This is a genomic window from Nocardia sp. NBC_00511 (assembly GCF_045161165.1).
Taxonomy (GTDB): Bacteria; Actinomycetota; Actinomycetes; order Mycobacteriales; family Mycobacteriaceae; genus Nocardia.
Genome location: NZ_CP107849.1, coordinates 8339597 through 8357988 on the forward strand (window position 1 = coordinate 8339597; position 18392 = coordinate 8357988).

Sequence of the window (18392 nt, forward strand, 5' to 3'; positions counted from 1 at the left end):
ATGCCTCGCCGGAAACCGCGTCCTTCGTCGTCGGCGGCGCGGTCCGCTCGGGACCCGCGCCCGATCGGCGACGTATTCGGCCGTACCGAGCCGGGTCCGGGCACCGAGGACACCTACATCGTCCGCACCATTCCCGGCACCCGCGCGACCAAGTACTACCGCTGCCCGGGCTGTGACCACGAGATCCCGCCCGGCACACCGCATATCGTGGCCTGGCCCGCGGACGGTGGTGAGGATGATCGCCGCCACTGGCACACGGGGTGCTGGAAGGGCCGTCAGACCCGCACCATCACCCGCCGCTGGTCCTGACTCGAATTCCCGGTGTGCGCCTAGGCTGGCGTGATGCTGACCGACCGGCCCGCGCAGTCCGAACCCGAGCCACCCGCCGGGTCGCCGGTGGTGCGCGTGGTCTGGATCGTGCTGGTCGTGGTGGGCGGATTGCTGATTCCGGTGATCGGGTGGTTCGCCGGTGCGCTCGTCGGTTATGCGGTGAGCCCGCACGAGGACATCAACGGTGCGATTCCGCTGGGCGGCGTGATCGGGGTGGTGCTGGCGATTGTCGGTTGGCGAATCCTGTTGCACGGCATCGGTCGTCGGCGCCTGAGTTATCTGCGCCGGACCGGCTCCGTGGTGTCGGGTTCGGTGCGGTCGGCCGAATACCGGCATATTCACAATCCGCGCGGACCGGGCGCGCACATGGTCACGTTGCGCGCGGTTTACCGTTGTCCGGCAACCGGATCCGACTATCGAATTCGGCGGGCCTATCGATTTCCCGAGCGGGCTCGCGCGCAGGCGCAGGCTTTGTGCGCGCGGTTCCCGCCGGGTAGCCCGATCACCCTGGTGGTGAAGGGCGGCGGGGCGGCCGGTTTCGATATCCCGGAGCGGCCGTACTGGCCTTTCCTGTGGTGAGCCGCAACCACATCCGGACATAAGGAAGGCCGCTCCCCGGTTGGGAAGCGGCCTTCGAACGAATACGGGTTGTCGCCCCGTTGATATCGGATCAGCTGTGGATGTCGGCGCTCTCACGCTCGTCGACGAGATCGTCGTCTTCGCGGGTGTCGATGGCCTTGCGGTTGGCACCCTTGTTCAGCGAGCGCTGTTCCGGTGCGCCGTCGAGCAATTCGCTCTCGCGGTTGACGGCGGCGAGCATGGCCGGGACCGAGTCGAGCTGGCCGCGGATGCCGAGCAGCTGGGCCAGGACGCGGCCGCGGAGGACACGCATCTCCTCGGCGAGTTCCTTGGCGTGCGCGATCTTTCGATCGGCGGTGTTGGTCGCCGAGGTGATGAGGCGGTTGGCCTCGTCGGTGGCGTCCTTGATGCGCTGGGCGGCCTCGGCGCGCGAGGTGGCTTCCAGCTCTTCCATGGCGCGGGTGAGCTTGGTGCGACGCTCGGCCATGGTGACCTCGAAGTCCTGCTGCGTGGCCTTGCGCTTGGCCTCGGACTCCTTGGTGAGGCGATCGGCTTCCGCGTTGGCGGCGTCGACGATCTTGGCGGACTCGGAGCGGGCATTCGCGAGGGTCTGCTCGAATTCGATTTCGAGTGCTTCGCGCTTCTCTTTGGTCTCGGAGAGGAGCGATTCGTACTTCCCACGCATTTCGGTCGCCTGCTGCTCGGCGATCGAGATCATCTCAGCGGCCTCGGCCTGAGCCTGGGCGCGGACCTCGCTGGCTTCGTCGGAAGCCAGGCGCAGCATGCGGGAAATGCGATCGGACATGCCTTCGGCGGTGGTCGGCGGCACCGAGAGCCGGTCGACCTCCTTGCGGAGCTCGTCGATTTCGTCCCGAGCGTCCTCCAGCTGCGCCGCGAGATTGCGGGCCTGTGCGGCGGCGGCATCGCGATCGGTCGCGGTGACCCTTAGCTCGGCATCGAAACGGTCGAAGTAGTTACGCACCTCGTCACGGTCATAGCCCTTCCGCACAACGGTAAAGGGCAGTGCAACGAAGCGATTACGATCGGGCTCAGTGGACGACATGCCCCACAAACTACAGCCTGACGACCACTGATGGTGACCCGACCGCGAATGTTGTTACAGCCTCTTTAGGTGGCTGGAAGTCGGTACTAGTGGGTAGTTTTCGCGGCTGGTTCGACCAGTTCCACCAGCACACCGCCAGCATCCTTGGGGTGGATGAAATTGATGCGGGAACCGGCTGTTCCGGGCCGGGGAGCGTCGTACAGCAAACGCAAGCCCCGTTCACGAAGTTGCTGGGCGACTGCCTCGACATCGGTGACTCGGTACGCCAGCTGCTGCAGGCCAGGCCCGTTTCGGTCGATGAACTTGGCGATCGTGGACTCTTCGGTCAGCGGCGCCAGCAACTGCAGAGCGACCGACCCGTCCGGACTGCCGACGACCGACAGCATGGCCTCGTGCACGCCCTGCGCCTCGTTGATCTCGCGATGCGTCTCCACCATCCCGAGATGGTCCCGGTACCAGGCGACCGCCGAATCGAGATCCGGCACAGCGATTCCCACGTGATCGACGGCGATGATGTATTCCGAACTGATGAATTCGGTGTTCTCGGTGTTGCTCACCCTTCGAACGGTAGCGCGCCCCTGGGAAGGCTGCCCGGGCGCGGCACGTTACCTTTGAGTACGGCTCCGATGGTTGGCGGAGCGGTCCCACACCACCTAAGCGAGGCTCATCGTGACCACCACCTCCGTCATCGTCTCCGGCGCGCGCACTCCGGTGGGCCGGCTGCTCGGATCGCTGAAGGATTTCAGCGGCTCCGACCTGGGCGGCATCGCCATCAAGGCGGCCCTGGAGAAGGGCGGCGTGGCCCCCGAACAGGTCGATTACGTGATCATGGGCCAGGTGCTCACCGCGGGCGCGGGCCAGATCCCGGCCCGGCAGGCCGCGGTCGCCGCCGGTATCCCGATGGACGTTCCGGCACTCACCATCAACAAGGTGTGTTTGTCCGGTATCAATGCAATTGCGCTGGCGGATCAGCTGATTCGCGCCGGAGAGTACGAGATCATCGTCGCGGGCGGTCAGGAATCCATGACCCGCGCACCGCACATGCTGGAGAAGTCCCGCGAGGGCTTCAAGTACGGCGACGTCACGCTGCGCGACCACATGGCCTACGACGGTCTGCACGACATCTTCACCGACCAGCCGATGGGCGCGCTCACCGAGCAGCGCAACGCGACCGATCAGCTCACCCGCGAGGATCAGGACGCGTTCGCGGCCGCCTCGCACCAGAAGGCCGCGGCCGCTTGGAAGAACGGTGTCTTCGAGGACGAGGTGACCCCGGTCGCCATCCCGCAGCGTAAGGGCGACCCGATCCTGTTCACCGCCGACGAGGGCATTCGCGCCGACACCACCGTCGAGTCGCTGGGCAAGCTGCGTCCGGCGTTCAGCAAGACCGGCACCATCACCGCGGGCACCGCCTCGCAGATCTCCGACGGCGCGGCCGCGGTGGTCGTGATGTCCAAGGCCAAGGCGGAAGCGCTGGGCCTGAGCTGGATCGCCGAGATCGGCGCGGCCGGTGTGGTCGCCGGACCGGATTCCACCCTGCAGGATCAGCCCGCCAACGCCATCGCGAAAGCCTGTGCGAAGGAAGGCATTTCGCCCGCCGATCTGGATCTGGTCGAGATCAACGAGGCGTTCGCCGCGGTCGGCGTCGCGTCCACCCGCAAGCTGGGCATCGACCCGGAGAAGGTGAACGTCAACGGTGGCGCGATCGCCATCGGCCACCCGCTGGGCATGTCGGGCGCGCGCATCCTGCTGCACCTGGCGCTGGAGCTGAAGCGTCGCGGTGGCGGCGTGGGCGCGGCCGCGCTGTGTGGCGGCGGCGGTCAGGGTGACGCGCTGATCATTCGCGTTTCCTGAACCGGCGAAGCGTAAAGCGGCACCGGACAATTCGATCATTTCGCGGTGCCCCGGCTCGGGTGTGAGCCGGGGCACCGTGCTGTACCCGGCCCGATACCAGGATTTCGGCGCACACGTTCCGGATGTGACCAGGGCAACTACGGGCCGTCGTAGATGTCCGGCAGAATGGTGCCCATGGGTGATGTCTTCGACCTGTCCACGGTCGCCAAACGCGTGCGCTTCTTCGGTCTGCTCGAGGTGCCCTCTTGGGTGCTGCTGTTCATCGGTTCGGCGCTCAAGCGCGCGGACTCGCTCGGCATCGCCGATCAGCCGATCAAGTGGCCGGTGATGGTGTTCGGCATGCTGCACGGCATCGTCTTCCTGGCCTACGCCATCAACTGCCTGCTGGCCTCGCGTGAATTCGAGTGGCCGGGCAAGACCACCGCGCTGGCGTTGGCGTCCACCGTGGTTCCGTTCACCTCCTACTTCTTCGAGCGCTGGGCGATCAACTCCGGTCAGCTCGGTGAACTGAGCACCTCCGCAGCACCTGCCGCCGCCGCTTCGTGACAAACTGGATGTCGTGACTCGACCTGCACGCCGTCCCTCCGCCGCCGCTGCCGCCGCTATGTCGGGCGCGGTGGATCTGTCCGCGCTCAAGCAGCCCGCTGTTGCCGCCGCGGATGTCCCGGGTGACCATGCCGTCACCGAGGCCAATTTCGAGGAGCGAGTGCTGCGGCGCTCCACCCAGGTGCCCGTGGTGGTGGTGCTGTATTCGCAGCGCAGCGCGGGCAGCGTCGAACTGGTGAAACTGTTCGAGACGTTGTTCGCCTCGAACGGCGGTGACTGGGATCTGGCCACCGTCGAGGCCGAGGCGAACATGCGGATCGCGCAGGCGTTCGGGGTGCAGGGCATTCCGACCGTGGTGGCGGTGGCCGCCGGGCAGCCGCTCGCCGATTTCACCGGTAATCAGCCGGAGGAGCAGGTCACCGGCTGGCTGGCCGCCGTGGTGGATGCCGTGCGCGGCAAGCTGTCCGGTGTCGGCGAGGCCGAGGAGGGTGAGCCGGAGGCTCCCGAGGATCCGCGTTTCGTGGCCGCCGAGGAGGCGCTCGAGAACGGTGAGTTCGACGCCGCCATCGCCGCCTACCAGACCATTCTCGCCGCGGAGCCGAACAACTCCGAGGCCAAGGCCGCGCTGCGTCAGGTCCAATTCCTTTCTCGCGTACAGGATCTCGACCTGGCCGCCGCCGAGAAGGCCGACGCCGATCCGTCGAATCTGGACGCCGCCCTGGCCGCCGCCGATCTCGACATGTTCAACCAGCAGCCGGAGGCGGCCTTCGACCGTCTCATCGCCCAGATCAAGCGCACCGCGGGCGACGACCGCACCCGTGTCCGCACCCACCTGCTCGAGCTGTTCGAACTCTTCGATCTCGCCGAGCCGATCGTGATGGCCGCCCGCCGCAAACTGGCCGCCGCGCTCTACTGACGCTTCGGGCCTCCGCAGCGCCCGAACACCCTTCGCGCCCTTCCCGTTCCGACGGGGAGGGCGCGAGTCGTTTCAGCGGGAAATAGACAGGTGCGCGCGGCGTCGAATATTAGTAAGCTAGTGAGTATGATAAGCACGTACGAAGAATTGCTGGCCTCCGGACCCGAGCTGATCGACTTCGATGCGCGCGCGGTGCGCACCAGCATCGATATCGTCTCCCGGCTGCACCTCGACGACCTCGACGCCCCGACCCCGTGTGCCGGGTGGGCGCTGCGAGACCTGTTGGAGCACATGATCGCTCAGCACCGCGGCTTCGCTGCCGCCGCACACGGCGAGGGTGGGATCGCGGCGTGGAAACCGCAGCCGTTGAGCGCCGATCCGATCGGTGAATACCGTGACGCCGCCGAGCAGGTGCTGGCGGCCTTCGCGGAACCCGGTGCGCTGCAACGGCAGATGCCGCTGCCGGAGATTCAGGGCGGCATCGTGATTCCCGCGTCGCTGGGCGTCAGCTTCCACTTCATCGACTATGTCGTGCACGCCTGGGACGTGGCCCGATCACTGGACGTGCCGGTCGATTTCGACGCCGATCTGCTGACCGCGGCCCTGCCGGTCGCCGAGGCGGTACCGCGCGGAGAGGCGCGCGAGGTGCCCGGAGCGTCGTTCGCACCGCTGATCGAAACGCCCGGCGCATCGGGGCTCGATCGGATTCTCGCGGTGCTGGGTCGTTCGCCCGGCTGGCCGAAATGAGGGCCGTGCCGGTCGAGTGAGGGTTCCCCACTCCTCCCACGAAGTGGGGAACCGATCGCACTACTTGGTGGTCTTCGCGCCCCCGCTGCCGGAGCTCAGCAGGTCGGTGAGCGTCTTCACGATGGTCGAGGACCCGGTGCCATTGGGATCCGGTTCGCCGACCGCGACGACGGGCTTGGCGTCGACGTGGTCATCGGCGGCGGCGAGGCCCGCGCCCGCGGTCATGATTCCGGCGGTGGCCGCGGTGATGAGCGCGAACGTACCCAGCTTCTTCATGCAGATTCATTCCTATCCAAATGGGCGAGCAATGCTGTCAGGTGCATTGCTGTTCGGTTGCGACGCCGCACTTTCCAGTGATACCACCGAGTGGTGCGCGCCGAATGCCGTTGCTTTCCGGGGCCCGAGGAACGCTGCCGGTTCGAGTAGGGTTACCGCTCGCCGGAGTGTCCCCGCCGCAGCCACAGCGCGCTGTGCGGGGGGAGGCTCAGCGCGGTCGAGACCGGGCGGCCGTGCCACGGTTCGGAATCCACCTGCACCGCACCGGCATTGGTGATGCCGCTGCCGCCGTAGGCGATGGCGTCGGTGTTGAGGATTTCCTCCCAGCACCCGTCGGCCGGCTCGGGCAGTCCGATCCGGTAGCCGTCGAGGCGGCGACCGGAGAAGTTGTGGACGCAGACGATGAGGGAGCCGTCGCTGCCGTAGCGCAGGAACGACAGCACATTGTTGTCGCGGTCGTCGGCGTCGATCCAGGCGTAGCCGCCGGGCGAGGTGTCCTGGCTCCAGAGCGCGGGCAGGGCGGCGTAATTCTTGTTGAGGTCGGCGACGAGCGTCTGAATCCCTTGGTGCAGTGGGTTTTCCAGCTCGTGCCAGTCCAGGCCGCGGTCGTGGTCCCATTCCCGGAACTGACCGAATTCCTGGCCCATGAACAGCAGTTGCTTGCCCGGATGCGCCCACATGTAGGCGAGCAGGGCGCGGACGCCGCTGGCCTTCGTGTAGTCGTCGCCGGGCATCCGGGTCCACAGGGTGCCCTTGCCGTGCACGACTTCGTCGTGGCTGATGGGCAGCAGGTAGTTCTCGCTCCAGGCGTAGGTGAGCGAGAAGGTGATCTCGTTGTGGTGCCAGGATCGGTGCACGGGATCGTGGGCGAGGTAGCCGAGCGTGTCGTGCATCCAGCCCATGTTCCATTTCATGGTGAAGCCCAGCCCGCCGACCTCGGTGCCGCGGGTGACGCCGGGCCAGGTGGTGGATTCCTCGGCCACGGTGAGCACGCCCGGATGCTGTTTGTGCACGGTCGCGTTCATCTCCTGCAGGAACGCGACGGCTTCCAGGTTCTCGCGGCCGCCGTGGATATTGGGTTCCCAGTCGGGGCGCGAATAGTCGAGGTAGAGCATGGAGGCGACGGCGTCGACGCGCAGGCCGTCGAGGTGGAATTCCTCGAGCCAGTACAGCGCGTTGGCGACCAGGAAGTTGCGGACCTCGTGGCGGCCGAAGTTGAAAACGTAGGTGCCCCAGTCGAGTTGCTCGCCGCGGCGGGGGTCGGCGTGCTCGTAGAGGGCGGTGCCGTCGAAGCGGGCCAGGGCCCATTCGTCGCGCGGGAAGTGCGCGGGCACCCAGTCCAGGATCACGCCGATGCCCTTGCGGTGCAGGTGATCCACCAGATAGCGGAAGTCGTCGGGGGAGCCGAAGCGGGCGGTCGGCGCGTAGTAGGAGGTGACCTGGTAGCCCCAGGATCCGCCGAAGGGATGTTCGGCGACCGGGAGCAGTTCGACGTGGGTGAAGCCCAGTGCCGCAACGTATTCCGCGAGTTGGTCGGCGAGTTCTCGGTAGCCGAGGCCCGGGCGCCACGAGCCGAGGTGCACCTCGTAGACGCTGACCGGGGCGCGGTTCGGGTCGGTGCGGGCGCGCTCGCGCAGCCAGTGGTCGTCGTTCCAGGCGAAGCTGCTCTCGGTGATCACCGAGGCGGTGGCGGGTGGCGTTTCGGTGGCGAAGGCCATCGGGTCGGCGTGGTCGACGACGCGGCCGTCCGCGCCGTGCACCCGGTACTTGTATTTGTCGCCGGGTCCGAGGCCGGGCACGAACAGTTCCCATACGCCGGAGCCGCCGAGTTTCCGCATGGGCGCGGTGTTTCCGCTCCAGCCGTCGAAGTCGCCGATCACGGTGACGCCGCGGGCATTCGGCGCCCACACCGCGAAAGAGGTGCCGGTGACCTCGCCGTCGAGGCCGGGATACCGCCGCGGGTGGGCGCCGAGGGCTTCCCAGAGTCGTTCGTGGCGGCCCTCGCCGAGCAGGTGCAGGTCGAATTCGCCGAGGGCGGGCAGGAATCGGTAGCCGTCGGCGTCGACCACGGTGCGGCCGCCCGGATACGAGGTGACGATGCGGTAGTCCCACAGCTGTTCGAACGGCACCACGCCTTCGAAGACGCCGTGATCGGTATGTGCCAGTGCATGATCCGTGCCGCCGATGCGCGCCGCCACCGTGTCCGCGTGTGGGCGCAGCACCCGGATGATGGTCCCGTCCGGGTGCGAATGCGCGCCCAGCACGGTGTGCGGATCCGGGTGGGTGCCCGCGGCCAGCAGCAGCAGATCGCGCCGGTTCACGGTCGCGGCCTCACCGCAGCGACCGGCGGAAGGCGAGTTCGGTGCGGGCGGCGGCGGGGACCGGCGGCAGGGCCAGGATGTGGGCGACGGCGCGGGCCGGGTCCAGGCGCACGTAATTGCTCTGGCCCCAGTGGTATTCCTCGCCGCTGATCTCGTCGAGGACGACCGGCCGGTCGTGCCATTCGCGGCCGAGGGCGGGCAGATCCACCGACACCATGCCGTGCTGGGTGCCGAACGGGTCGAGGTTGATCACCACCAGGACGGCGTCGCCGGTGGTGGGGTCGAACTTCGAGAACGCCAGCAGCGCTTCGTTGTCGACGTGATGGAAGTGGATGCAGCGCACCTGCTGCAGCGCCGGGTGCGCGCGGCGGATCTCGTTGAGCCGGGTCAGCCACGGCTCCAGGGATTCTCCGCGCGCGGCGGCCTCGGTGAAGCGGCGCGGGCGCAGCTGGTATTTCTCGGAGTCGAGGTATTCCTCGCTGCCGGGGTGCGGGGCCTGGTGTTCGTAGAGTTCGAATCCGGAGTACACGCCCCAGCTCGGTCCGAGGGTGGCGGCGAGCACCGCGCGGATGGCGAACATGCCGGGTCCGCCGAATTGCAGGCTCTCGTGCAGGATGTCGGGCGTGTTCACGAAAAGATTGGCGCGCGCCTCGTCCGCTTTGGCCGCCAATTCGATTCCGAATTCGGTGATCTCGTGTTTGTGGGTGCGCCAGGTGAAATACGTGTAGGACTGGCTGAATCCTCGGCGCGCCAAACCGTAGAGCCGGGCCGGGCGGGTGAATGCCTCGGACAGGAAAATGATCTCGGGGTGCTGCTGGTGTACGCGGGCGATCAGCCATTCCCAGAAGTCGGCGGGTTTGGTGTGCGGGTTGTCGACCCGGAATATGGTGACGCCCAATCCGATCCAGTGCCGCACCACGTGCAGGACCGCCGCGTACAGGCCGTCGGGGTCGTTGTCGAAATTGAGCGGGTAGATGTCCTGGTACTTCTTGGGCGGATTCTCGGCGTAGGCGATGGTGCCGTCCGGCAGGGTGGTGAACCATTCCGGATGCGCGGTGACCCACGGATGGTCGGGCGCGCACTGTAGCGCCAGGTCCAGGGCCACTTCCATGCCGAGTTCCCGTGCGGCGGTGACGAAGTCGGTGAAGTCGGCCTCGGTGCCCAGCTGGGGATGGATGGCGTCGTGCCCGCCTTCCGCCGAGCCGATCGCCCACGGGGAGCCCACGTCGTCGGGTCCGGCGGTCAGGGAGTTGTTGGGCCCCTTGCGATTCACGATCCCGATCGGATGCACCGGCGGCAGGTACACCACGTCGAAGCCCATGGCAGCGATGCGCGGCAGATCCTTCGCGGCGGTGGCGAAGCTGCCGTGCACCGGCTTGCCGGCGGTGTCCCAGCCGCCGGTGGAGCGCGGGAAGAATTCGTACCAGGATCCGTAGAGCGCGCGGCGGCGTTCCACCAGCACGGTGTGGCGGGGACCCTGAGTCACGTACTCCCGCAACGGGTTCTCGCGCAGGATCTCGCTCACCTCGGCGCTGAACGCCGGGCCGACGCGGGCGGGCAGTTGGCTGTCGCTGCGCAGGGCGGTGGCGGCGGCGCGCAGGATCTCCCACTGCCGCTTGGGTACCGCGGCCGCCGCGCGATCGAGCAGTCGCGCGCCGAGTTCGAGATCGTTGGCGAGGTCGGTGTCGCTCTGTCCGACCGCGAGTTTCGCTTCGACGCCGGAGCGCCAGGTGGCGAGCGGGTCGCTCCAGCCTTCGATCCGGTAGGTCCAGCGGCCGGGGCTGCTCGGGGTGAACAGTGCGTTGAAGACGTCGGGTTCGTAGTCGGGTGTCATCCGAATGCGCTGTGTGCGCGTGGAACCGGGGGCCCGCACGGCGAGGGTGGCGGCGACCGCTTCGTGGCCTTCGCGCCACACCACGGTCCGCACCGCGACGACCTCGCCGACGACGGCCTTGCTCGGCCGACCGCCGGGAATCGCGGGGGCGGTGTCATCGATGGCGATGCGGCCGGTCACGCCTTCGAACTTACCGGAGCGGTTACGGCTGGCCGGGCTTGAGGAGGATGAACAGGCCGTGTGCCTCGGCGCAGAGCCGGTCGCCGTCGTGCAGGGTGGCGCGCACGTACACCTTGCGACCCTCGACGCGTTCGACCCAGCCGTGCACCCGCAGTTCGGTGTTCAGCGGCGTGATAGAGCGGTAGTCGACGTGCAGGAAGGCGGTGCGGGTGACGCCGCGGGTGTGCAGGGCGGCGGTCATGCCGAGCAGATCGTCGAAGCCGAGGGCGATGTGGCCGCCGTGGGCGGCGCTGTTGCCGCCGAGGTGGAAGGTCCGGAAGGTGATGCGGGCCCGCACCCCGTCGCGGCCGGCCTCGTCGACGAGGAACGGCGGCAGCGTGATGTTGCCGCGCGAGGGCAGGTCGTTGCGATGCCAGGTGGGCGCGGACCATTCGTCGGTCACCGCGCCGTCGAGCTTGGCGTTGAGGTCCTTCAATGTGGCAATGGCCTCGAGCGCCAGCTCGTCGCCCGGATCGGCCAGCCGCACCCGGTCCATCAGCGAGCGCACCTGTTCGATGAACTCCCCGTAGTGCGGTCCGCCCTTGCTGTTGTCGCGACCCAGCTCCTGGAGCGGCCGGAACCCACCCTCGTGATGCTCCTGGGTGGGCGACTCGACCGCCTCGATCTGCTGTTCGCTCATGTGAAACACGTTATCGGTTGCTTACCGGATGCTGCAGTCCGGGCCGCCGGATCACGGTGAACTGGCTCGCGCCGTCTCGATTCTGGACTGACGGAACGGGGGAGCGAAGCGGAGGAGTGGAGGAGGGAAGAATCGAGACTTCGGGGCGCGAGCCCGCCCGGAGCGAAGCGCAGGGCAGAATAGGCACAGTGAAGGCTCTGCGTCGATTCACTGTTCGCGCCCATTTGCCGGAGCGGTTGACCGCTTTGACGGAGTTGGCAACCAACCTCCGGTGGTCCTGGCATGGGCCGACTCAGGATGTGTTCGCCGAACTGGACCCGGATCTGTGGGTCGAGGTCGAGCGGGATCCGGTGCGGATGCTGGGGGAGGTGCCCGCCGCGCGGCTCGACGAGTTGGCGCGAGATGAGAGCTACACCGGGCGGGTGGACGCGGCTGCCGCCGATCTCGCCGACTACTTGGCTCGCCCGCGCTGGTTCCAGAAGCAGCAGCGGGGGCCGCGCGGAATCGCCTACTTCTCCATGGAGTTCGGCGTCACCGAAGTGCTGCCCAACTATTCCGGCGGGCTCGGGATCCTGGCGGGCGATCACCTCAAGGCCGCCTCCGATCTGGGGCTGCCGTTGATCGGCGTCGGGTTGCTGTATCGCTCAGGCTATTTCCGGCAGTCGCTGACCGCCGACGGCTGGCAGGCCGAACGCTATCCGGCACTGGATCCGATGGGGTTGCCGCTGCGGCTGCTCACCGATGGCGGCGCGCCGGTGCTCATTCACGTCGCCATGCCGGAGGGCCGGGTGCTGCGGGCGCGGGTGTGGATCGCGCAGGTGGGCCGAATTCCCTTGCTGCTGCTGGATTCCGATATCGCCGAGAACGATCCGGAATTGCGGGCGGTCACCGATCGGCTCTACGGCGGCGATCAGGATCACCGCATCAAGCAGGAGATCCTGGCCGGGATCGGCGGGGTGCGGGCGGTGCGCGCCTATACGCGCGCCAACGGGTTGCCCGATCCGGACGTGTTCCATATGAACGAAGGCCACGCGGGTTTCCTCGGTATCGAGCGGATCCGCGAATTCATGACCACCGGAATGGATTTCGATGCCGCGCTGACGGCGGTGCGGGCCGGGACGGTGTTCACCACCCACACCCCGGTGCCCGCCGGTATCGACCGGTTCGCGGGCGCGCTGGTGCGCCGCTACTTCGGTGGCGCGCACGGGGAGCGGGAATCTCCGGTGCTGCCGGGTGTTTCGGTGGATCGCATTCTGGCGATGGGTCGCGAGGCCGATCCCTCCGTGTTCAATATGGCGCACCTGGGTTTGCGACTCGCCCAGCGCGCCAACGGTGTGTCGAAGTTGCACGGTGAGGTCAGCCGCGACATGTTCGCGCCGCTGTGGCCGGGCTTCGACACCACCGAGGTGCCGATCGGTTCGGTCACCAATGGCGTGCACGCGCCGACCTGGGCGGCGCGCGAGTGGATCGACAAGGCGCGTGCGCTGATCGGCGACGAGTTCGTCGAGGAGTCGCGCGGCTGGGAGCGGCTCTGCGATGTCGACCTGAGCGAATTGTGGTCCACCCGAAACGCATTGCGCGGTGTGCTGGTCGACGAGGTGCGCCGCCGGGTGCATGCCTCGTGGCTGGAGCGCGGGGCGGCCCCGGCCGAACTCGGTTGGGTCGACGAGGTTTTCGACCCGAACGTGCTGACCGTCGGTTTCGCCCGCCGCGTCCCCACCTACAAGCGTTTGACCCTGATGCTGCGCGACCCGCAGCGCCTGCGGGCGATGCTGTTGGATCCGGAGCGTCCGGTGCAGCTGGTGGTGGCGGGCAAATCTCATCCGGCCGATGACGGCGGCAAGGCGCTCATCCAACAGATCGTGCGCTTCGCCGACGATCCGGAGGTGCGTCACCGCATCGTGTTCCTGCCCGACTACGACATGTCGATGGCCCGCTACCTGTACTGGGGTTGCGATGTGTGGCTGAACAATCCGCTGCGCCCGCTGGAAGCGTGCGGCACCTCCGGCATGAAGTCGGCCCTCAACGGCGGCCTCAACCTCTCCATCCGCGATGGCTGGTGGGACGAGATGTACGACGGCGAGAACGGCTGGGCCATCCCCACCGCCGACGGCGTCCGCGACGACCATCGCCGCGACGACCTGGAGGCCTCGGCCCTCTACGAACTCCTGGAACGCGCTGTCCTGCCCCGCTTCTACGACCGCGACACCACCGACCTCCCCGTCCGCTGGATGGAAATGGTCCGCCACACCCTGCAAACCCTGGGCCCGAAGGTCCTGGCCTCCCGCATGGTCCGCGACTACGCCGTCGACTACTACACCCCCGCCGCCGCGGCCTTCGAAGCCGTCTCCACCAACGACTTCAAGGGCGCCCAGGACCTCGCCACCTACCGCCGCCGCATCGAATCCGCCTGGCCCACAGTAAAAGTCCTCCAGGTGGACAGCTCCGGCCTCCCCGACATCCCGGTGATCGGCGCCAACCTCTCCCTCCGAGCCCGCATAGACCTGGCAGGCCTCACCCCCGCCGACGTCACGGTCCAAGCCGCCCTGGGCCGAGTAACCCCCACCGACGACCTGACGGACGTCCACACGTTCCCCATGACCCACACCGGAACCGACTCCGGCACAGACCTCTTCACCATCGACACCCCCGTCCCCGTCTCCGGCGCAGTCGGCTACACCATCCGAATCCTCCCCACCCACCCCCTCCTCGCCTCCAGCGCCGAACTGGGTCTCATCGCAACCCCCAGCCCCTGAAAGCGAATGATGGTGCCGCAGCGAACAGCTGCGACACCATCATCGAAATCGGCTGTATGTCAGTCAACACCCCGCCACTCCGCGCCACCGGAACCCGAAACCAAGATCAAGGACTTTCACCGTCCGGATCCGGACAAAATTTCGAGGTGTGAGCTCCTTGATCTTGAAAGGTGTTGGGGGGACCGGTCACGGCATGCGGGGCCAGGGGGCGTCGGGGACGGCGGGGCGGGGTTGGGGGATGCCGCCGGGGTGCATGCTCTGGGCGTGGGCCTGCCCCAGGAGGTTCGAGACCTCGGAGTAGGGGACGTTGGTTTCGGCTCGGCACCAGGTGCAGAGCAGGCGGTGGCGGGTGCTGATGGGGAACAGGGGCAGGAAGAAGAGGGTGAACTTCTTGTTCAGCTCTTGGAATGCGTGGGCGCTGGGATTGCGGCAGCGCCCGCACAGGAAGGTGATCATGGCCAGTGTGCGCGCGGTGGTGCGCCAACCCCAGATGAGCATCGGAAAGCCCCCCGACTCGGAAATATGAACGAGGGGAGCTTAGGACCCGCGATCAGGTTCCGGCGATGAGGGTGCGTTTCAGAATCTTGCCGGTGGGGTTGCGGGGCAGCGAGTCCAGGAAGGTGACGTCGCGGGGGACGGAGAAGCGGCTGACCCGGTGGCGGATGTAGTTGCGGATCATGTCGGAGTCCAGGCCGGAGCCGGGGCGCTTCACCACGAAAGCCGCCAGGCGCTGGCCGAATTCGTGGTCGGGGACGCCGATCACCGCCACCTCGTGCACCTGTGGGAGGAAGGACAGGGCCTCCTCGACGGCGCGCGGGAAGACGTTCTCGCCGCCGGAGATGATCATCTCGTCGTCGCGGCCCGCCACGAACAGCTTGCCGGAGGCGTCGAGGTAGCCCAGGTCGCCGGTGTCGAGCATGCCGTCGGCCTCGTCGGGCGGGGTGGCGTCGGTGTAGCCGTCGAAGAGCATGTGGTTGCCGACGAAGATGCGGCCGGTCGCACCGATCGGGACCGGACGCCGATCCGCGCCCAGCACACCGATTTTGGTGCCCAGCGGCGGCCGCCCGGCGGTGGTGGGGGACAGCCGCAGGTCGGCCGGATCGGCGATCGAGGCCCACGAGACCTCGGTGGATCCGTACACGTTGTAGAGGACGTCGCCGAAGGCGTCGAGGAACTTCACCACCGAAACCCCGGTCAGCGGCGCCCCGCAGCTGGCGACGATCTTCAGGCTGGACAGGTCGTAGCGGGTGCGAATGTGGATGGGCAGGTCCAGGATTCGGTTCACCATGACCGGCACCACGATCAGCGCGGTCACCTTCTGCTCGGCGATGCGGCGCAGACAGTCCTCGGCGTCGAAACGGTCGCCCAGCACCACGGTCGCGCGGATCGCGGTGGAGATCTGCAACGCGCCCAGCCCCCAGGTGTGGAACAGGGGAGCGGGAATGAACATGGTCTCGTTGGTGCCGAACGGAATTCGCGACAGCAGCGCGGCCACCGTGCCGAAACCCTTGGGATGTGGACGGCGCGCACCCTTGGGCGTGCCACTGGTGCCGGAGGTGAGCACCACCAGGCGACCGGGGCGCGGGGCCTTGCGCGGCGGCTCCTGCCGCATCGCGATCAGCTCTTCGATGGTGCTGCGGCCGGGCTGCTGATACCCGGGATCGTCGGTGGTGAAGCGCGGCAGTTCCGGCGGCAGATACCGCACCATGTGCTCGAATTCGCTGTCCACGAACAGCGCCGAGAGCTGATGGCGCTGCACGATCTCCTCGATCTGCCGCGCGGGCAGCCCGGTATTGAGCAGCACCGCGTCGGCCCCGGATTTACCGGCCGCCACCATGGTCTCGACCATCCCGGCGTGATTGCGGCACAGCAGCCCGATCGCGGTGCCCGGCCCGAATCCGAGCGCGGCGAACGCACCCGCCAAAGCGTGACTGCGCGAATGCAATTGCTCGAAGCTGATGGCGAAGCGGTCGTCCACCACCGCGGCCCGCTGCGGTGAATGCGCGGCGGCGGCCGCGTACCCGCCCGCCAGGCTGAAACCCCACTTCGCCAGGCTGCCGATCTGCTTGAGCCCCACGTCGGGCCGGTAGGTGCGCACCACGCCGGAGGCCACCATCTGCTTGGCCACCCCGGCCTGCAATTTCATCGGCGAGTTCTCGCCGTTGACGATGACCGAGTTGGGGGTGCCCTGGATCAGGTCGCCGATCCGCTTGAGCCCGGTCTGCGTCCAGGCCGTCACCGCCGAGTTGGGCAGGTGTTCGAGCAGCGGATGCACCAGTCCCGCTTTGAAATACGTGACGTACACCCGGGTGCGCTGGTCGGCGTCGCGCAGTCGCACCGCGGCGAAGCTGCCGGAGGCGGGGCAGTGGAATTCGAAGGCTTCGCCCTCGCGGGTGATGTGCATCTGCATGCGCAGCACCTGGATCTCGAGGCCGTCGCCGCCGACGCGCATATTGAGCGACGGGTGGGCCTCGGCGGTGTCGAGCTCCTCGCAGGCGCCGACGCCGGGGAAGAGCCGGGGGTAGGTCTGCGGGTCGATCAGAACGTCCCAGAGTGCCTTGCGGGTGATCGCGAACTCTGCGACCGCGTCGATGATGTCGGTAACCACAGGCGTTCAACTTCTCCCTGGCCGGTTCCCTGAAAGCCCCCGGCTGATTACGTATTTGTAACGTCCCAGACAGTGTGGGTCAAGGGTCTTAAATTACCGGCCAGTAATTGACTTATTTGCCCGAACATAGCGCCTGATCGGCACGGCGAAACAATGCTCAGGCAGGTGCGATTGCCCACGATTCGCCGAGTCGGCTACAGGTTGGGGGCTACCGGCAAGTACGGTGCCGATGGCACCTCTGTACCCTCCCGTCGACTGGAGACAGCACACACATGAGCACCGACGTCCGCACGCGCACCAAGGGGCGCGTCGACGCGTACTTCGGCATCAGCGAGCACGGCTCCACCATCAAGCGCGAACTCATGGCCGGAACCATCACCTTCCTGGCCATGTCCTACGTGCTGGCCGTGAACCCGCGCATCCTCGGCGACGGTCCCGGCGGCGACCTCGGCTCGAAGGGCATGCCGCTGCAGGCGGTGTTCACCGCGACCGCCCTGGCCGCTGTCTTCGGCACCCTGGTGATGGGCCTGTGGGCCAAGTACCCGGTGGCGCTCGCGCCGGGCATGGGCCTCAACGCCTTCTTCGCCTACACGGTCGTGCTGCACATGGGCATTCCATGGCAGGAAGCGCTCTCGGGCACCTTCCTGTCGGGCGTCATCTTCTTCGTCCTCGCGGTGACCAAGGTGCGCGAGAAGATCATCGACGCCATCCCCATGCAGATGAAACTGGCCGTCGGCGCGGGCATCGGCATGTTCGTGGCGTTTCTCGGGCTCAAGAGCGCCGGGATCGTGACCGCCAGCCCGGCCACCTTCGTGCACCTGGGCGACTTCCACAAGGGCACAACGCTACTGGCGATGTTCGGTCTCGTGGTGACGGTCGTGTTCTTGGTGCTCGGCTGGCACGGCGCGGTGCTCTACGGCATTCTCGCCACCACGATCGTCGGCATCGTCACCGGTCTGGTGCAGCTGCCGCATTCGGTGGCGGCGCTGCCGCACGGGCTGGATCAGACCTTTGGGCAGGCCATCATCCACCTGCCCAACACCTTCACCAGTCAGATGATCATCGTGGTGCTGACCATGCTGTTCGTCGACTTCTTCGACGCCTCCGGCACTTTGATCGGTGTCGCGAACCAGGCCGGGCTGCTCGGCAAGGACGGCAAGCTGCAGCGCGCCGGGAAGGCGCTGGCGGCCGACTCGGTCGGCACCGCGGCGGGCGCGATCATCGGAACCTCCAGCACCACCGCGTATGTGGAGTCCACGGCGGGCGTCTCGGCGGGCGGGCGGACCGGCCTGACCGCGGTCGCCGCCGCGGGCTGGTTCCTGGTCGCCCTGTTCTTCTTCCCGGTCTTCGCCGTGTTCGCGGATGTTCCGGCGGTGACGGCCCCCGCGCTCATCGTGGTCGGCGTGCTGATGTCGCGGGCGCTGGGCGAAATCGAGTGGAACCGTTTGGAATACGCGGTTCCGGCGTTCATCACCGTGATCATGATGCCGCTGACGTACTCGATCGCCAACGGCATCGCCATGGGCCTGCTGTTCTATCCGATCGTCATGGTGGCGAAGCGTCGTGCGCGCGAAGTGCATCCGGTGATGTGGGTGCTGATGCTGGTGTTCCTCTACTACTTCTGGTTCCTCGCGGAATAGGCGGATCGGATCGTGGGACGGACGGGCGCGAGGCGGAATAGCCTCGCGCCCGTCCTCGTTGTC

General features: G+C 67.4%; 16 protein-coding genes. 8 read left to right on the forward strand and 8 right to left on the reverse strand.

Annotated elements, in window-relative coordinates; all coding sequences use genetic code 11:
- Both OG300_RS38630 and OG300_RS38635 read left to right on the forward strand, forming a co-directional pair.
- The gene (locus OG300_RS38630) at nt 1–309 is read left to right on the forward strand and encodes an ATP/GTP-binding protein (RefSeq protein ID WP_405489793.1); all 309 of its coding nucleotides are present in this window, start codon (nt 1–3) and stop codon (nt 307–309) included.
- Between the two features lie 33 nt (nt 310–342).
- Nucleotides 343–909 (forward strand): hypothetical protein, encoded by a 567-nt coding sequence (locus tag OG300_RS38635; protein WP_405489795.1) that lies wholly within the window; start codon nt 343–345, stop codon nt 907–909.
- A gap of 91 nt (nt 910–1000) precedes the next feature.
- Here the strand turns inward: OG300_RS38635 and OG300_RS38640 are convergent, their stop codons facing one another.
- Together OG300_RS38640 and mce are read right to left on the reverse strand one after the other, a co-directional pair.
- Nucleotides 1001–1972 (reverse strand): hypothetical protein, encoded by a 972-nt coding sequence (locus OG300_RS38640; protein ID WP_405489796.1) that lies wholly within the window; start codon nt 1970–1972, stop codon nt 1001–1003.
- Nucleotides 1973–2058: 86 nt separating this feature from the next.
- Nucleotides 2059–2529: a methylmalonyl-CoA epimerase gene (gene mce, locus OG300_RS38645; RefSeq protein ID WP_405489798.1), complete on the reverse strand. Its 471-nt coding sequence runs from the start codon at nt 2527–2529 to the stop codon at nt 2059–2061.
- A gap of 112 nt (nt 2530–2641) precedes the next feature.
- Between mce and OG300_RS38650 the strand changes: the two genes are divergently transcribed.
- The 4 genes from OG300_RS38650 (at nt 2642) to OG300_RS38665 (ending at nt 6035) form a co-directional block, all read left to right on the forward strand.
- The gene (locus OG300_RS38650) at nt 2642–3826 is read left to right on the forward strand and encodes an acetyl-CoA C-acetyltransferase (RefSeq protein ID WP_405489800.1); all 1185 of its coding nucleotides are present in this window, start codon (nt 2642–2644) and stop codon (nt 3824–3826) included.
- Between the two features lie 174 nt (nt 3827–4000).
- Nucleotides 4001–4372: a DUF3817 domain-containing protein gene (locus OG300_RS38655; protein ID WP_405489802.1), complete on the forward strand. Its 372-nt coding sequence runs from the start codon at nt 4001–4003 to the stop codon at nt 4370–4372.
- A 58-nt stretch (nt 4373–4430) separates the two neighbouring features.
- Nucleotides 4431–5288: a tetratricopeptide repeat protein gene (locus tag OG300_RS38660; RefSeq protein WP_405498836.1), complete on the forward strand. Its 858-nt coding sequence runs from the start codon at nt 4431–4433 to the stop codon at nt 5286–5288.
- Between the two features lie 126 nt (nt 5289–5414).
- On the forward strand, nt 5415–6035 hold the full coding sequence (locus tag OG300_RS38665) for a TIGR03086 family metal-binding protein (RefSeq protein ID WP_405489804.1): 621 nt from the start codon (nt 5415–5417) through the stop codon (nt 6033–6035).
- 60 nt (nt 6036–6095) lie between these two features.
- Here the strand turns inward: OG300_RS38665 and OG300_RS38670 are convergent, their stop codons facing one another.
- The 4 genes from OG300_RS38670 to OG300_RS38685 all read right to left on the reverse strand — a co-directional run bounded on the left by OG300_RS38670 (nt 6096) and on the right by OG300_RS38685 (nt 11325).
- Nucleotides 6096–6311, reverse strand: a complete 216-nt coding sequence (locus OG300_RS38670) for a hypothetical protein (protein WP_405489805.1) — start codon at nt 6309–6311, stop codon at nt 6096–6098.
- A 152-nt stretch (nt 6312–6463) separates the two neighbouring features.
- On the reverse strand, nt 6464–8632 hold the full coding sequence (glgB, locus tag OG300_RS38675; RefSeq protein ID WP_405489807.1) for a 1,4-alpha-glucan branching protein GlgB: 2169 nt from the start codon (nt 8630–8632) through the stop codon (nt 6464–6466).
- 10 nt (nt 8633–8642) lie between these two features.
- Nucleotides 8643–10646, reverse strand: a complete 2004-nt coding sequence (locus OG300_RS38680) for an alpha-1,4-glucan--maltose-1-phosphate maltosyltransferase (RefSeq protein ID WP_405489809.1) — start codon at nt 10644–10646, stop codon at nt 8643–8645.
- A 22-nt stretch (nt 10647–10668) separates the two neighbouring features.
- A complete protein-coding gene (locus tag OG300_RS38685) occupies nt 10669–11325 on the reverse strand; it encodes a PaaI family thioesterase (protein WP_405489811.1) in 657 nt (218 codons plus the stop codon).
- Nucleotides 11326–11513: 188 nt separating this feature from the next.
- Here OG300_RS38685 and glgP point away from each other — a divergent pair, with 188 nt between their 5' ends.
- Nucleotides 11514–14081, forward strand: a complete 2568-nt coding sequence (gene glgP / locus OG300_RS38690) for an alpha-glucan family phosphorylase (protein ID WP_405489813.1) — start codon at nt 11514–11516, stop codon at nt 14079–14081.
- Between the two features lie 186 nt (nt 14082–14267).
- On the opposite strand, the gene OG300_RS38695 is transcribed toward glgP, so the two are convergent.
- Nucleotides 14268–14579, reverse strand: a complete 312-nt coding sequence (locus tag OG300_RS38695; RefSeq protein ID WP_405489815.1) for a hypothetical protein — start codon at nt 14577–14579, stop codon at nt 14268–14270.
- 52 nt (nt 14580–14631) lie between these two features.
- A complete protein-coding gene (locus OG300_RS38700) occupies nt 14632–16689 on the reverse strand; it encodes an AMP-binding protein (RefSeq protein ID WP_405489817.1) in 2058 nt (685 codons plus the stop codon).
- Nucleotides 16690–16961: 272 nt separating this feature from the next.
- Between OG300_RS38700 and OG300_RS38705 the strand changes: the two genes are divergently transcribed.
- Nucleotides 16962–18329, forward strand: coding sequence for an NCS2 family permease (locus OG300_RS38705; RefSeq protein ID WP_405489819.1), 1368 nt, complete (start codon nt 16962–16964; stop codon nt 18327–18329).
- The last annotated feature ends 63 nt before the right edge of the window (nt 18330–18392 follow it).